The organism is Shewanella sp. NKUCC05_KAH (assembly GCF_019345585.1).
GTDB classification, from domain to species: Bacteria; Pseudomonadota; Gammaproteobacteria; order Enterobacterales; family Shewanellaceae; genus Shewanella; species Shewanella oncorhynchi.
The window spans coordinates 1-15,623 of sequence record NZ_JAHKQZ010000007.1; the positions used below are offsets into that span (position 1 = coordinate 1).

The following is a 15,623-nucleotide window of genomic DNA, read 5'->3' on the forward strand; positions in this document are numbered from 1 at the left end:
CATGTCTGCATAAAAGTCTCTTTCAAAATACGACCTTGATACCTTCAAATTCTCAATCCGCTATTTGCATAATAAAGTGTCAACAACCAGCATCGGGCTTGTTCAACACTGAGATAAGGTCGCGGCTACGCGCGGCCTATCCTTATTTGTTAGGCATTTCTACTTCCGGCCCCTCGAAATATAGTCGGCATATTCATCTTGAATCATAAACTCGTTCAATAACCTTTCAGATGATCCTGCGAATCGTTGCTCAATAAACTCTATCGCTTGGCCAAATGAAGTGAATGATTTGACCTCATTGGCATCCTCTAGCTCTAGGTCTGGATCTAATGGACCAAACTCATAAATATTAAGGAATGATTCATCACCCAAATCAGCAGTTTCGTAAACTGAAACATCTATTTCGGATTTGGGACCTCGAACGCTTAGCCACTGAATACCAGCACGGCCATACCGTTCACAGCCACCAAGAAAGCACTCAACTGCTTTCCCTCGCTTAAGCGCCGACTCGGCTTCTTGAAGATTAAGGTATCTACGGCTCATTGTGTATGCCTAACGCCGCGCAGCGGAAAATTTGTCCGACAGCAGCGCCTTGTTAACTGCAGAACTCAATTCTATAGCCTCTGGCTGTACTGTATTTTAAATCATTAAATGTGTCGCATATAACGGAACCATCAAAGAAACTAGATGCTTCATTTGTTTTCCCTTTAGTTCCGAGACCAAGTACAAGCCGCTGCAGCACTGGCAAACTATCATTTAGCTCAGAAAACAATACAGGATCTATCTTCGAATTAATTACAGCCAATTCGTTAATTGAGCTGCCTTTAATACCTGACAAAGAGGAAAGTCCATTCATGGTATCCATGACCAAGCTCTTAAGGTGCTTTAGATTGGAAACATCTGGAATGGATGTAACTTGCTTTAGAGTACTTAAATGCAATATCTCAAGAGATGTCAGGTTTTCCAGGGCACTTAGGTCGTGTAATTTCTTTACCCAAAGTATTTCTAGGCTTGTTAACTTAGATAATCCTTTAATAGCATTTAGGTCTTCAAATGTGCCGAAACCCAAATATAAACTTTCTAAATTACTCAGACTAGCAACATGCTCTATTTGTTTTTCTTGATACCCTGAAAGGGTTAGGTCTCTAAGGCTAGTGAGCGTAGCTATAGAATCGATATCTTTCTTATTTTTGACCAAACTCAGAGAATTTAACTTATTCAGATCTGATAGAGGCCTTAAAGATACAGTTTTTTTATTAAGCTCTCCCAGACTCAAAAACTCTATTTCGTTTACATGCTCAGCAATAGCATCAATACTTGTTAGCGCAGGAAGAAAAATCTCTAAAGCTCTAATGCCCGAATAGTGTTTCAGGAAATCTAAACTATAATCGTTACCCGCAGACCATGTAGGACCAAAAGCACCACCTAAGTATGATAGAGATATACCATCGATTTTTCCTTGGCGTATTTCATCCGCGATAGATGAATGTTCTTCATCGCTCAAATTGTCGGCTATCTTTTTTAGTTTTACGCGCATAATCTCAATTCTAGGTAGCAGTTAACGTCTTAGTATTTATGCGCTGCGCTGTTTGCAGGGCATAAATCGCTTGTTGACTAAATCTCAAATATGGCCACTGCCACATCCATGTAAATGGGTATAAATGATGCTATAGGAATTTGCTTTTTTGCGGTAGCGGTTTTTTATACAGTTTGATGGGTAATCACTTGATATCGTTTTAGCTTTCTCATTTTTCGCGCTTATTTTTTGCTGTTCAATCGCTATCTAACGACTCAAAACTCCAAGGAATACACCTCCACTCGGAGTTGCCGCAGGGCGAATAGAGCTCTTGATTTAATAAAAAGTGCGTGAGTTCGGTCATGGATGACCGACTAGCTTTCGCAGGGGCAGGGGCGAATGAACATCGGTGATTTTCGCGCTTATGAGCGAGAGGCTAGGACTGCCGAACTGGAGGGATTTACATGGATGTAAAGCGCATCCTTCGGAAGCAATAGCAAATTTGGCAATGAGCACAAGGGGCTTTCAACTCCGTTGGGGGCGTCTTGGAGCATCCAAAGGCGAAGGCCTACGGCCGCTTTGAGCGCGAGATATGGATATCGAGCTGGCTATTTAACATGGACGTTTTTGATAGGACGAGCAGTCCTCCTTGGTCGGGTGTGGGGTGAAGCCCCACGACTTTGATTTTGATTAAAGCATTCAAACTACGAAACACACTTTGGGGCAATAGCTTCTAGCTAAAGGAAATCGTTAGGATTACTAAAGCAGCGACCATCAACGGATAGTCGCTGCTTTAAATCTCACTCATAGTGATATGGAAACGAGACTAGTTTGCTTTAATGACAGCTTGTGTCAGTATTTCTTGGTCATTCTTAAACACCACTAGCTCGCCTAGAGGACTATCGCTGCCGCCTAAGACGGTGACATAACAATAATACTGGTATGGGCCGCTGCGAAATTGATATGAATGGTTCCCCCCACTGCCATCAAACACGAGTTTGCCTTTATTCAGCACTAAATCTGGCTTGTCGCTCAATGACTTACCCTTTGCCCATGCGGCATAACGGTATTGGCTGTTCCCCATATCATCGACACGAATGGTAAACTTGGCAGTCTCCCAAGATAACGCTGGGCTGACAAACTCACTCACACTCGGATGTAATGCCGTTTGTTGCTTAGCAATAAACTCTGCTTTCAGTTTTGCCTCTACCGGTGTTTGATAGTTAATGGCGATGATCTTGCCATCAAAATCCAGCCACACAACGCCGCTACCGAGCATAATGCCGCGCCAGCCCATTGTCTGCCAATCGGCTTCAATCTTAGAATGGGCGATCTGCTCAAGCAGCTTAGGATCAAAAACCTGATCGAAACGTGCGATCATTTCCTGCATATTTTGAATCGCGGGGATAGGATATTCACGTTTAAGCGGGTAAGCCACACGCTTAGCAATCGCCTCAAGATCATTGGCCTTGGCGGCGTCGATAAGCCCTTGCACCAGAGGGATATATTCCTGTGGCATGGCTTCATCAGCGGCGTTTGCATTGATGCTTAAACCCATAACGCTGAATATTAACGCCGCAGAAAACGCGATATTCATCAGTGTAACTTGGCTGAAAACAGCTAATTTGCTTCCCTTGAGTCGTGAGGCGAATGGCATCTTTATCCCTTACTCCAAATGTCTCTGCTGAGACTAAAGGCCAAGAATACCATAAGTGCCTCAGACTAAAACCTAAGGTGATTTACACTGCGCCTAACTAAGCGGTTAATAATAGGTTTGAGTAAATCGCCAAGGCTACCGACATAAAGATGACACCAATAACCGCATCGATAACCGGTGTTAGTCGCTGCAATTTAAGTTGCACCTGCGCCTTTGACAACATTACCGCTAAAAAGCCAAACCATGCCAATGACAAAGACAACAACAAAATAGCTGAAGCAATTTTAGTGCTCGTTGTAACACTTGGGGTAATCAAGGCCGAAAACAGGGTTAAGAAAAATACTAATGCTTTCGGATTCAATAGATTAGTATAAAGCCCAGTCAAAAAACCTTGCCTGCGTGACATAGCGCCACCTAAGCCACCAGCAACAGACGCCACACCTTCAACGTCACCAGCGCTAATAACAGCATCATCATTTTTCCCAGCATGGACTCTGGCACTCATTTTACGTTTAGCGAGTATCGCAAGACCGGCACGCAGGGCACCAAACCCCATCCAAGCGAGGTAAGAAGCGCCCACAATTTGCACTAAGAGATACAGAGTGTGCGAACTCTTAATGAGTAGACTCACACCGGTCAGACTCAAAATCGTATGAGCTAAAATGGCTATTGAAATCCCCACAGCGGCGGCAACCGCAGTGCTTCTGGACTGCTGAGTCGCAATCTTCACCATAATGGCAAAATCGGGTCCGGGACTGATTAAAGCAACGGCATGGATTACAGCCAAGGTGAGTAATAAAGATAAATCCATAGATATGCGGCTCCGCAAAAAAGGTTAATAACGATAACTGAGGCAGCCAGTATGGCAATTTGTCGCAGCGCTGAATTGTAATAAATTGCACTATTCAGTGTTTTTTAAAATCAGCGGCAGTTGAAAGACGGGGGAAATTAGAGCATACGCCGCTGAAATTGCACTGGCGATAATAGGAATGCCTGCTTAAAAGCTTTGTTTAAATGACTTTGATCGAAAAATCCGAACTGCTGCGCCACATCCGCCACTAACGCGCCATGACTTAAGGACTTTTTCGCCAACTCTAAACGCACCCGCTTGAGATAAGCATGGGGAGTCATCCCTGTTGCCTGTTTAAATTGCCGTAAAAACTGAAACTTACTTAAATTCACTTCATTGGCTAAGGTTTCAAGTTGAGTATTATGCCAAGGCTCATCGTGAATTCGCTGTTTCACTAAGCTCACCTGCAACTTAGATAACCCCTGCGGTTGATTCGGTTTAGATAGGCAAGATGAAATACCGCTTGGGTAACGCTCCAGCAGCAGATGAATAAAATTCAGTAAGTGGGACTCACCCGCAAGCGCACTGCATTGGCCTTGAATTAATAGCTCGTGTAGCTGAATAAAATATTGATAAAGCGTAGGGTCATCCACCATAGGCGCGCTGAAAAAGTGCTCCTTCAAACCCAGTTCTTGACTGACTTCATTCATATATTCCACGGGGATCGACATCACTTTCACCCGATAACCGTCGGCATCGCGGCTCTGACCATCGTGGGTTTCGTCGGGATTTAAGGTCGATAAACTATGCTGACCAAGCTGATAACTGCTGCCCTTATTCACAAACTGCTGCGCGCCTTGAGTGACGACACCTAAGTGGTAATCCAGATGCACATGTTTATCAAAACTGAAATGCGTAAATTCCGCCTGACTCAGTTCTATGCCTGATAAGCTAGGATGACGCCAATAATTAATGTTTTCAATGGGTGTTGCAGTACTCATAACTCGCGGCGATTACCTATAGCATCAGCTGTAAAACAGGGGAAAACTCAGATCAACTCGTCATCATTCTAGCCTCCATTGTCAGCGCGGGAATAGTAAATTATTGCAGCCACATAGTTTGAAGCGATTTGGGCTTAGATTAGTGCTTAAATTAGCGCTTAAATGAGTGCAGCAGAAAAAAGCGCCCAACTATCTGGACGCTTAATGAGATACATTTTTGCTCGGCGAAATACGTAATAACCTTCGATATCACCTTAACCGATGAATACCACTAGAAATGATAACTCACGCTGACTCTCACCATTCGTGGCTCAACAGGATGATAATGCTGATCTTCAACCCCTTCGGCTGCTTCGCCGGGCAAACGAGAGGCATAAAAATAATCTATGTCGTGATCTTTACTATCAAACACATTGAGCAGCTCAAGCTTAGTGTCAAAGCGGCGGAACTCGTATCCTAATGCGAGGTTAACTAATGTGGTCGCATCAGCCTTGTGGTCATTAAAGCTGTCGAGCACCCGCTCGCCAAGGTGCCGCACGCGTACACTCGAATATAGGCCATCGCCGTCGGGTCGATAGGTGATGCCCGCACTGGCAACAAAGGGAACCGCGCCATCGATATACTTGCCCTCTTCAAATTCATTTTCAGTAAATCTGGCGTTAGTCCACGCTAATTCCATATCGATACTGATTGCCTCATTCAACCAATAATAAGCCGTTAATTCAGCACCATAACGTTCAGATGCACGACTCGGCTCAGTGTTCCCCGCATCGCCCACAAATACTAATTCTGAATCTAGTTGCAGATACCAGATCGCAGCAGAGAAATTAATAAAGTCTCTGTCATAGTATTTCACCCCAAATTCGCCGCCATTTGAGCGCACAAGTAGATCGACTTTTTCGACCTCATCGCCACTCACAGGGTCAACCTTGATCGTTGCACCGCGGGCATCGTTCGAATGTAGCCCTTGGCCTGCATTAACATATAACTCAAGATTATCGCTCCACAAATAAGAAGCACCGGCTTTGAGGCTGAACATACCATCGGACGCATCGCCACTGTTAAGCGGATTATCACTGTCGACCTGCACATCAAAATAATCGTAACGCAGCCCAAGATTAAAACGCCATTGATCAGCTGGCAGCCACTCAACTTTGCCAAAGATGCCACTCGACAACTCTTGCACTTCATCAAGCCTTACCGTATTCAGCCGTTGTCGCGCCTGAGTGTTATACAAACCCACTGCGCCAATATCGTCATAACGCACATCGCCGCCCACACTGTAATTCAGTTGAGTGCCACCAAGTAAAGTCTGCCAATCACGCTTAAGATCGCCGCCCCAAATCGTGCGTTCATCGACTTGTTCAAACTCATCACCATTGATGGGATCGTTTAAGAAATAGGTAAAATTAGAGAATAAATTCATAGTCGAGCGAATGGCGTAGACATTTCCCTGCCAATCACCCGCATCGTAATTAGCTGAAACGCTATAACGGTTAGATTCACCGCCGACGTCTTTATCTAAAGATCCATAAAAATCAATTAATCCAGAATCCACCGCACGGGCGGGGATCTGATCCGCCGAATTCCAGCTGTTGTCGTAGGCCATCATAGTGACGCTCAAGTCACCCTCGCCGAGTCGAGTTAAATAACGCCCGACGACACTGATCTTACTCACATCCTCATCAATATCCGTCCACGGGCCATCATAGGTTTGTGCCTCACCACCCCAAATAAAACGCCCCATGTCAGTGTTTAGCTCCTGAGTCGCCACTAGTCGCTGGTAGCCATATTCACCCAACGTCACCCCAACTTGGTTATGGGGGAGTTGATCAGCCAGCAGTAATTGTGCAGCACCCGCGCCAGAAAAATCGGCCACCTCAGGATAATAAGCGCCTTTGGCATAACGGATCTCACCTATAAGTTCAGGGATCAAAAAGTTAAGATCCGTATAACCCTGACCGTGCCCATGGGTTCGCATATTCACAGGCATACCATCGACTCGAGTATTAAAGTCTGTGCCATGATCCAAATTAAAGCCGCGTAAGAAATACTGATTCGCCTTACCCGAACCACTGTGCTGAGTGACTATCATCCCAGGAACAAATTCGAGGATTTCTCCGGTTCGTAATAGGGGTCGACTCTCGATTTCTGCCGCGCCGACTATCCCCTCAGATGCCGAAGTACTATGGCCTAAGGTGTTAATTTGCCTGCCGCGCACCTCAAGGCGTTCGATATTGTCCGTTGCCGCCTCTGCCACTACGGCACTCGATAAACAACAAAGAGGTAATAACCACGTCATTGATAACCAAAGCTTTGATAACCGCATTCCTGATAATCCCAGTCCCGATTTCATCCTTTCTTTCCTACTACAGGTGATAGACGGCAGGGATTTAACGCCTTATTTACAAGCAAAAAACCGATCAAGCTCAAACTCTGATGAATAAAAAACCAGCAAAATACAGGCAAATATCATTTCTATGTGCCGTATCGCACATTTTTAAACCCAAAAGGACAAAATGTCCGCCAGCAGATCACATTTCAACCGTGTGTTAGTGCGAAATCATGGTAATGAAATAATCTTGCTTGAATAAAAATGAACCCATTTATCAGGCTAGCTATACTCTAAATAACTCAACACTTTGAGAGACACGCTATGCAACGATGGAGCAATATGCACATTTGGAGTGTGTGGGTAGGCCTTTTCTTTTGTGTCTCGGTTCATGCAACCAGTAAATCAACAGCAGAAACCACAGCGATGATTGCTGATAAACCTATCATTACGATGGCGTTTTATGAGGATCCCAAACATAACTTCTACTTTAAATGGGCTGAACTGATTTACGCCCAAGCCTTTGAACGCTTAGGATATGACTTCTCCTATCAAGTGGTTCCCGCAGCCCGTGCCAGTATGATGGCGGACTCAGGTAAAGTGGATGGCGAGCCTGGGCGTGTATCTCATTATGGCGAAAAGTTTACCAACCTCATTCGAATTGAAGAACCGGTTATCGATACCCATTTAATAGCCTTCGCGCACAATCCCGAAATCAAAATACCTAACTGGCAAGCGCTGCAAAAGAGTCGATACAAGATCGAATACTATCGAGGCGTGTTCCTCGCAGAACAAAAGCTAAAGGGACTCATTCCTAAGGAGCGTCTGACTGAATCTTCATCCCCTGCGAGCTCCTTTCGTAAAATGCTCCGCGACCGAATCGATATCTATATTGATACGGAGGCAAGCTCATTGGATCTATTACAAACGCCTGAGTTTCAAGGCAGCAAAATAATCGCGATTGCCACCCTAGAAGAACTCACCAGCTATGGTTACTTAAATAAACGTCACGCGGCACTCGCCGTTAATCTTGCTCGGGAGCTCAAACAGATGAAGCAAGAAGGCATATTTGACACCTACAAACAACAGGCTCAAGAATCGCTTAATAATGAAATGAATCATGGCGATACCCCAGAATAAATCAGCATCGAATGTAAATGTCGTGGCTTACTTTTCTCCACAGAAGATGGCACAAATATAAAAAGCCTGTTCAATCATGCTGATCAGGCCATGTATTCGATAAAAAAGTGAATAAAACTCACCTACAAAACCTAGGTTAAACCTTACTTATTTGCTTGCGAGTTTACGCCAACGCACCCCATCGCGAATCACTTCATAGCCAGGGAACATAGCGGCAATCACTAGAGTATAACTTAGCCAATGTTCTAACTGTAATAACGTAAATTCCCCATTTAATTCAGCTCCTTGGTTTTGTACTTGGCTTTGTAATAGTGGCGAACTAAAGGCCAGAAAGACTAAGAACAAGGCATAAGCAAGATTGATCCCCATATTCGCCAGTAACAATTCAGTAGTCCACACTCGGCGGCGTAGTTGCCAGAGACTATTCCCCATAGACAGCAAAATAATAGGGCTAAACCATTGCAGTAATTGCTGAGCATTGACGCTGAAAATCACAGTCCGCGCGGCTAATTGCTCGCTACTCATCCACACAGAACACCAGATCACAAATAAGAGAAAAAGATATGTCGCCAGATCGGTAAACACATCGCTTAAACTAATATGCTGCCAACCGGGCCCAACCTTAGGCAAATTCTGCGGCTGCCATTTTTGGCAATTGCTGCCAGATAGGGGTTTCCCCTGAGCCGAGAAACTCCAAAAGGCCAACAGGATAGCGGTAAAGGCAAGACAGGCATCGCCAATAAAACCTTTGGCAATATGGTGGATAAATCCTAATAGATCCCCCTCTGCAGAGCCCAACCATTGAGTCGTGCCGCCCACAACCTGCAGCACAAACAAGACCCCAAGCACAGTGAAAAGTGTATGTTTAAAAAGCGGAATATCCTCAGAGGCAATAATAGGCACTGCCGGAACAAATTGCTGCGCGACCTTACAGGGATGACCCATTTGCTTTAATACTGCGACAATTTGCGCTTCAGTCAATTCGCCTTGTTCAGATAGGGCATCCAATTGGTCGCAGATATTGGCTTTTAATTCACGGCCAATTTCCTGACGTTTATTCTCGGGCAATTCTCGCTGCACCGCGGCGATATAGCGATCGACTAATTCCATATCAAATCTCCTCTGCACTCTCGTCTGAGCTTTTCATATCTGAGCCATTAGTGTCAGCGCTTTGCTCCAGTAAAAAAGCCAAGGCACCATTAAGTTGCTGCCATTCATCGGTAAGTTGACTGAGCAACTCAGCGCCCAATGACGACAATTGGTAATAACGACGCTCACGCCCTTCGGCCTGTCGCCACTCACTATCCAACAATCCTTGATCGGCTAGGCGGCGCACTAAGGGATACAGAGTCCCTTCGTCAATATCGATACCACCTTCCTGCAACTGTTTGCGGAGCGAATAACCGTAGTGGGCTTGTTTTAATAATCCCAGTACCGCCAACACTAATACCCCACGGCGCAACTCGAGTCGCATTTTGACTAGCTGTGAACTTGTCATTGTCGAATTCCTGTCCTTAACACTGTGTCACACACACTGTGTGCCACACAGCAAATACTATGTAGCACACAGTAAAATTGCAAGTTTTCATGCACGTTTTTTGTTCGATTTGTTTATTATTAATGCAATCTATTGTTTGTATTGAATTTACAAAAATGCCAACCGTTTCTGCTAAGTGCTCACATTTCCCCACCGCCATACACTCAAAGCGAATGAGTCACACATAAGCAAATTCAAGATAAAAAATTGCAAAACTTTCTATGCTTGAGTAACTTAGCTGCCAACATTGAATCGCTGACTCGTCAACCTAAGTACGGTTTGCTCCTTAAAAAAGATAAATCGGAGCGACTCAAGTAAGTATTGATATTCAATAACTAAAAATATTAAGCGGTTAAATTAAGGACATAGAAAATGCTCATGGATAGAGGCGTGCTGGTACGCTGGAACGATGAAAAGGGATTTGGCTTTATTCAGCCTGAAAAAAACGCAGCCCAAGATGTGTTTATTCACATTTCGGTGCTGAAAAAGATGGCGAGAAAACCCATAGTGGGCGACAGCATTCTGTTTCAAACGGAAGTGCAAAATGACGGCAAAAGAAAAGCGGTTATCGCCTCGATTGAAGGCGTCGCTGTCGTTGCAGCGAGTGCAACACCGCGCTCCCACTCTCATGTCCAATCACGCAATGAAAACTTCAACTTCAATAACAAAGATAAAGCGCATCACCATAACTCACGAAAATCGTCCTTTAATACGATAATCCCGCTGCTAATAATCGTGGCCATAGTTATCTTTGGCTTTAAACAATACCAAGAATTCAATGAAGCTCCTGCAATCGATGAAGTACCTGTCCTCACGAATGAAGACACTCAGCCAATGCCCATGTATGAAACTAAAGCGCGAACACAAGCAACGGCAACACCAAGTTTCCAATGTGAAGCGGGTAAAACCCATTGCAGCCACATGAGTTCCTGTGCTGAGGCGACTTTCTACATCCAACATTGCCCCAATACTCAAATGGATGGTAACGGTGATGGCATTCCCTGCGAGCGTCAGTGGTGCAGTTAGCGATGCGACATATGTAAAGTCACGCGGGTAACCTTAAGCCTGAGCAGGTAGTAAAATGATAAATAATCTAAAACAATGGCGAGATAGCCTGACAGGCTTACAGCAAATCGGAGTGATTGCTGCCAGTATCGGGCTTCTCATGCTTGGCTTATTCTACCTTGGTCAATTTATCAGTAGTAGCGTGGTAAAAATGGGCTGGCTTTAACCCTAGAAATACGCAAACTAGCCCATGAATTCATACTCATCACAACTTCCAAATGGCAACGCATGCACACCGATATCATCACGCACATTGATTCACCTGAGATGCTTGAGTCCATGTTAACCGAGCATGCTGCGGTGCTGTTGTTATTTGGCGCGCCAAACTGCGGTGTATGTCAAACGCTCAAACCGAGAATTGCTGAGATGTTGGCGCAAGCGTTCCCGCAGATGCGGATGGCCTATATTGATTGCCAAGCCCAAGGTGAGATAGCGGCGAGCCGCAATGTATTTGCCTTGCCTGTGGTGGAATGTGTGTTTTATGGCAAAACCTTTGGACGGTTTTCCAAGGTGTTTTCATTAGCGGATATTCGAGGGGCGCTTGCCCGCCCCTACGCTTTAACTGTGGAGGAATAATCCAAATTAGACAGTGAGATTATTTATTTACCAGCGGTCTAAACCCAGCGTAATGCACTGACTTATCGAGCTTAACCTGTACTGCTGGCGTGCTTATAAGACGTGTTGAGCTAGGTGCTGCTTTAGCTTTACCGCTGCAACCACAGCCGTCACCTGTAGAATGACAACATCCGCCCTTGGCTGCATGTTTGAGTGAAGCGCGGCCTTGGGATGCATCCGTCAATCTAAGATTAAGATCCGCCGTTTGTGCCAGCAAAGTCGCCACTGTTTGACTCGCACTACCTTTGCTCACACTAATCCCCGCATCGAGCAACTTTCCTAACATGCGCTCACCGATATTCTGCACAAGTACAATGTCGGTACCTTGTTGGATAATCAGCTCTAATAAGGCTTTTTTGGCACTACAGTCACCTTCAATGGCCGGGTTATCGACCAGTTTGATTCGTTGAAACTGTTCATTATAAAAGCCAATTTGTAGGGCTTTCGTAAAGTGACTGGCGAGGCGTTCGCGGCTCATCGGCATGGCAATAATCATGATAAATCCTTGTCTGTTTGGGTTGGCAGCCTCAAGGCTTGACCTTGAGTGATAGCCGTCGCCACCTTTTTACGGGCATTGGCGAGAAGGTATCCAAAGGTTTGCCGAGAGATCCCCATCAAGGCCGCGGCTTCGATCTGGCTTAATCTTTTAACGTCACCCAGTTCGAGGGCCTCAAACTCATCGGCCTCTAATTGAATATGAGTTAATTTAACCGCAGGGATCCCATTAGGCTTAAATAGGCTACAGGGCACACAGCTCGATAATTGACGGCATTTTTTGGGTCTTGGCATAAATGTTTTTATCTTTAAGTCGTCTTATTTGTCTTGAAATCGTGTTTTAGGTCTTAGTGCACATCTTTGGTACAACAAGTGACACTCGGGCTCATCTCGCTAAGGAAGTCCATAGCTCTGGATTCTCAAGCGTGATAACTGACTTGATGAATAAGTTCAGTGGATGAACCATAAAACTGTCACGAGTTTCTGGCCTAGGCCAGAAACTATTATTCGCGCCAACGACATTCAAAACTGTAAGACGGCTCACAGTTACCTATATCAAGCATGACTAATTAACAGAACTGCTGTCTGGCGAATGGGGGATTAAACACTAGGGCGATACCCTCATTATCGATATGTGGTGCATCTCAGTTTTCACTGGAATACGAAAATCTTTCGCACCACAGGTATATTGCCATTGAGCGTGACTAACACACTCAATGGCTAGCGCCCTGTAAAGTCAATTTTAACCTGCGTTGGAGTGCCGAGGGATAATGACAAACTCTGCAAACAAGTAAGCAGCCGTTAAGCTGCTGTGATAGGTGGCATTTACTGATTTAAACGGGTTAAATCCTCAGACTCACAGTAGTTCACCTGTACCGAATAGCCGTCATCTTGCTTGATGAAATCGACAAAGTTTTTAATCGCAGGTAAGGCATCTTCCCTATGGTGCGACACGTACAGCAATTGGCTCAGATGATGCTCGGCTATCATCTCCAGCGCCCGCATCACTAAGGTGCGATTGATAAAATCTAAGCCCTGATACGGCTCATCTAAAATCAGTAACAGTGGCTGTTTAATCAAGGCACGACCTATCAGCAATAACCGCTGCTGACCATAATCGAGCTTCTTAAAGCTGGTGCTCGCCAGCCCTGTCATGTGCAAAATCGCCAACCATTCCTTCGCCAAATCTAGCTGAGGTTTAGTGGGTTTATGGTACAAGCCAATAGAGTCAAAAAAGCCCGAAAGCAGCACATCTAATGCCGAGCAACTGACGCGATATTGCAAGTGTAGCGCCGACGATACTATGCCAATCCGTTGTTTAATCTGCCATATACTCTCGCCGCTTCCGCGAGGTCGGCCAAAGAGCGTGATGTCATTGCTATAGCATTGGGGATGGTCGCCTAAAATCAGCCCCAGCAAAGTGCTTTTACCGCAGCCATTTGGGCCGCGAACTTGCCAATGTTGCCCCGCCTCGATGCGCCAATTCACGCCGCTGAAAATCAGCCCACTGACATATTCCACTTTGCCATTTTTAATCTCGACCAGAGGATCAAACGCCTCAGCGTTGTGCCTTTGCCGCTCCATTAAGGCCAAGAGTTCATCGCTACGTTGGGCGGATAACGCATTCAACTGCGCCATCACAGGATGATTGTGCCATTGCTCAATCGACATCGACGGGCTGAGTTTATGCACACTCTGCCCCGATTTGAGCATCTCGCCATTAAACAGCGCTACATGGCTGATACACGGCGGCAATTCTTCTTGGCGTGAGGTAATGATCAGCAACTGGCTATGCTCGGCCACTTCACTCAGCAGCTCAGATAAGCTCGCCTGATGTTCAGCATCGAGCCCTGCATAAGGGTCATCTAAAATCAGCAATTGCGGTAACATTGCCAGTGCACGTGCCAGCATGACTCTGCGCGTTTCGCCCGTGGATAATTGCCGAAAACCACGCAGGCGCAGCGGCTCAAGCCCAACCTTTTGTAATAATGCTGGGAGTTGCTTGGCATCTTGGCAGCATTCCAATACTAAGGATTCGACACTCGAACCGTAATCCAGTTCGTCTTTTTCTAACTCGCGCTCCAGCAACGCTTGCTGCAGTCCAAGTGACACCCAGCCGATACGTTGCGGCAGGCCAGCAATCGTCCCTTCATCGGGCAGAATATCACCCGTTAATATTCGCCCGAGCAAGGAACCACAATAACTGTCGGTCGCGAAAATCGCCCAATGTTCAGCAGGGTTCAGTTGCCACTCATCGACGACTAACACCTCATTATCACGCCCGTATCGCAACTGTTTAACCACAATACTTTTGTCTTGGTTCGCGACAACATCAAGCATAACCACAGTTCCTTTCTATTTTTAAGGGATGATAAAAGCCAGCGATTACCCAATCGCATTGCGCCATGATATCTAAGGCAATCATATCTAGAGCCGCAAAATCCAATGCAATGGTTCACACAGCACGACAGTCGCTCAGGTTTTATCGGCAGATTTTGGGGAATACTTCACCAGAGTAAAGCTTATTGGGAATAAAATCTAATGCGCTTAATGGCATAGGCAAAGCGTGGCAACATCCAACGGGTACGCATGTGTGAGGCAACCACTCTGGCAGAACTGTGATAAAATCGGCACCTGTTTAACTTTCATATCAACAAGGTAATGCAATGAATCCCATTATTGCCATTTTAAAAGAACACAACGTCAGTGACGCTAAAATCCAAGAACTGTTTCAAACATTAACCGAAAATCCATTAATGGCGATGGGTACGCTCGGTCAATTAGGCATCCCAGCCGAAAAACTACAACAACTGCTGGGGCTAGTGATGCAGAAACCGGCTTTGATCAAAGAAGCCGTGCTCGAACTCGGTTTGGATTTCTCAAAAGTAGAAGCCGCAAAAGCCCAACTGCAAAAATAAGCGCAGACTGTTCAAGTTTGTAGCCATCATGCGCTAGGGGAATCCGCGTAACTCAGCTCCCCTAGCGAATGTTAAAACCACTAAACCGCAAAGTAACTAAATCTCACAGCAACTAAACCTCAAAGCCATTGACGCTCAAAATGATTAATACCAAGTGAGCTAACTGTTTTGCGCCTGCCACTCCTCAATCGCCTCTTTCGCCGCTCGAAAAGCTTCAATCCCCGCTGGCATACCGCAGTAAACGGTGCAATGCAGTAAGACTTCTTGGATCTCTTCAACCGAGCAGCCATTGTTTAGCGCGCCCCGCACATGGCCCTTTAACTCAGTCGGCGCCTTTAATGCCGCCAGCGTTGCTATGGTAATCAAACTGCGCGTTTGCCTTGAAATGGCATCACGCACCCAAACCTCACCCCAGCAATTGGCCGTAACTAAATCTTGCAGCGGTTGCGTAAAATCCGTCGCACTATTGAGCGCCTTATCCACATAGCTATCGCCCATCACAGCACGACGCACCTCAAGCCCCTTCTCGTATTGCTCATCGTTCATCGATGCATCCT

17 protein-coding genes are annotated in these 15,623 nt (G+C 45.6%); 5 read left to right on the forward strand and 12 right to left on the reverse strand.

Annotation, left to right across the window (positions count from 1 at the left end):
* Window positions 1–159: 159 nt before the first annotated feature.
* The 6 genes from KO533_RS08210 to KO533_RS08235 all read right to left on the reverse strand — a co-directional run bounded on the left by KO533_RS08210 (window position 160) and on the right by KO533_RS08235 (window position 7,266).
* Window positions 160–543: a hypothetical protein gene (locus KO533_RS08210; RefSeq protein WP_219253626.1), complete on the reverse strand. Its 384-nt coding sequence runs from the start codon at window positions 541–543 to the stop codon at window positions 160–162.
* 52 nt (window positions 544–595) lie between these two features.
* The gene (locus tag KO533_RS08215) at window positions 596–1,537 is read right to left on the reverse strand and encodes a hypothetical protein (protein WP_219253628.1); all 942 of its coding nucleotides are present in this window, start codon (window positions 1,535–1,537) and stop codon (window positions 596–598) included.
* Window positions 1,538–2,342: 805 nt separating this feature from the next.
* On the reverse strand, window positions 2,343–3,173 hold the full coding sequence (locus KO533_RS08220) for a hypothetical protein (protein WP_219253630.1): 831 nt from the start codon (window positions 3,171–3,173) through the stop codon (window positions 2,343–2,345).
* Between the two features lie 97 nt (window positions 3,174–3,270).
* Window positions 3,271–3,984, reverse strand: coding sequence for a LysE family transporter (locus KO533_RS08225; RefSeq protein WP_219253632.1), 714 nt, complete (start codon window positions 3,982–3,984; stop codon window positions 3,271–3,273).
* 137 nt (window positions 3,985–4,121) lie between these two features.
* Entirely contained in the window at window positions 4,122–4,964 is an 843-nt protein-coding gene (locus KO533_RS08230) for an AraC family transcriptional regulator (RefSeq protein ID WP_113939990.1), read from the reverse strand.
* A gap of 271 nt (window positions 4,965–5,235) precedes the next feature.
* Entirely contained in the window at window positions 5,236–7,266 is a 2,031-nt protein-coding gene (locus tag KO533_RS08235; protein WP_346014698.1) for a TonB-dependent receptor, read from the reverse strand.
* A gap of 354 nt (window positions 7,267–7,620) precedes the next feature.
* On the opposite strand from KO533_RS08235, the gene KO533_RS08240 reads away from it, so the two are divergent.
* Complete coding sequence (locus KO533_RS08240) at window positions 7,621–8,436, forward strand: hypothetical protein (RefSeq protein WP_219236020.1); 816 nt, start codon at window positions 7,621–7,623, stop codon at window positions 8,434–8,436.
* Window positions 8,437–8,583: 147 nt separating this feature from the next.
* On the opposite strand, the gene KO533_RS08245 is transcribed toward KO533_RS08240, so the two are convergent.
* Both KO533_RS08245 and KO533_RS08250 read right to left on the reverse strand, forming a co-directional pair.
* Window positions 8,584–9,546, reverse strand: coding sequence for a hypothetical protein (locus KO533_RS08245; RefSeq protein WP_219253635.1), 963 nt, complete (start codon window positions 9,544–9,546; stop codon window positions 8,584–8,586).
* Window position 9,547: 1 nt separating this feature from the next.
* A complete protein-coding gene (locus KO533_RS08250; protein WP_105251375.1) occupies window positions 9,548–9,934 on the reverse strand; it encodes a PadR family transcriptional regulator in 387 nt (128 codons plus the stop codon).
* A 411-nt stretch (window positions 9,935–10,345) separates the two neighbouring features.
* Here KO533_RS08250 and KO533_RS08255 point away from each other — a divergent pair, with 411 nt between their 5' ends.
* The 3 genes from KO533_RS08255 (at window position 10,346) to KO533_RS08265 (ending at window position 11,614) form a co-directional block, all read left to right on the forward strand.
* Window positions 10,346–10,999, forward strand: coding sequence for an excalibur calcium-binding domain-containing protein (locus tag KO533_RS08255; RefSeq protein ID WP_219253636.1), 654 nt, complete (start codon window positions 10,346–10,348; stop codon window positions 10,997–10,999).
* Window positions 11,000–11,054: 55 nt separating this feature from the next.
* Window positions 11,055–11,204 carry a hypothetical protein gene (locus KO533_RS08260; protein ID WP_168825540.1) on the forward strand — a complete coding sequence of 50 codons (150 nt, stop codon included), beginning with the start codon at window positions 11,055–11,057 and terminating at the stop codon, window positions 11,202–11,204.
* Between the two features lie 62 nt (window positions 11,205–11,266).
* Window positions 11,267–11,614, forward strand: a complete 348-nt coding sequence (locus KO533_RS08265; protein WP_105251374.1) for a thioredoxin family protein — start codon at window positions 11,267–11,269, stop codon at window positions 11,612–11,614.
* Between the two features lie 19 nt (window positions 11,615–11,633).
* On the opposite strand, the gene KO533_RS08270 is transcribed toward KO533_RS08265, so the two are convergent.
* The 3 genes from KO533_RS08270 to KO533_RS08280 all read right to left on the reverse strand — a co-directional run bounded on the left by KO533_RS08270 (window position 11,634) and on the right by KO533_RS08280 (window position 14,488).
* A complete protein-coding gene (locus KO533_RS08270; RefSeq protein WP_105251373.1) occupies window positions 11,634–12,149 on the reverse strand; it encodes a NifB/NifX family molybdenum-iron cluster-binding protein in 516 nt (171 codons plus the stop codon).
* Window positions 12,146–12,442, reverse strand: coding sequence for a DUF134 domain-containing protein (locus tag KO533_RS08275; protein WP_012088215.1), 297 nt, complete (start codon window positions 12,440–12,442; stop codon window positions 12,146–12,148). Before KO533_RS08275 ends, KO533_RS08270 begins: the two co-directional genes overlap by 4 nt.
* Before the next feature lie 531 nt (window positions 12,443–12,973).
* Window positions 12,974–14,488 (reverse strand): ATP-binding cassette domain-containing protein, encoded by a 1,515-nt coding sequence (locus tag KO533_RS08280; RefSeq protein ID WP_219253637.1) that lies wholly within the window; start codon window positions 14,486–14,488, stop codon window positions 12,974–12,976.
* A 326-nt stretch (window positions 14,489–14,814) separates the two neighbouring features.
* Here KO533_RS08280 and KO533_RS08285 point away from each other — a divergent pair, with 326 nt between their 5' ends.
* Window positions 14,815–15,066, forward strand: a complete 252-nt coding sequence (locus KO533_RS08285) for a DUF2999 family protein (protein ID WP_006083102.1) — start codon at window positions 14,815–14,817, stop codon at window positions 15,064–15,066.
* A 159-nt stretch (window positions 15,067–15,225) separates the two neighbouring features.
* On the opposite strand, the gene KO533_RS08290 is transcribed toward KO533_RS08285, so the two are convergent.
* Window positions 15,226–15,612, reverse strand: coding sequence for a carboxymuconolactone decarboxylase family protein (locus KO533_RS08290; RefSeq protein ID WP_219253638.1), 387 nt, complete (start codon window positions 15,610–15,612; stop codon window positions 15,226–15,228).
* Between the last annotated feature and the right edge of the window lie 11 nt (window positions 15,613–15,623).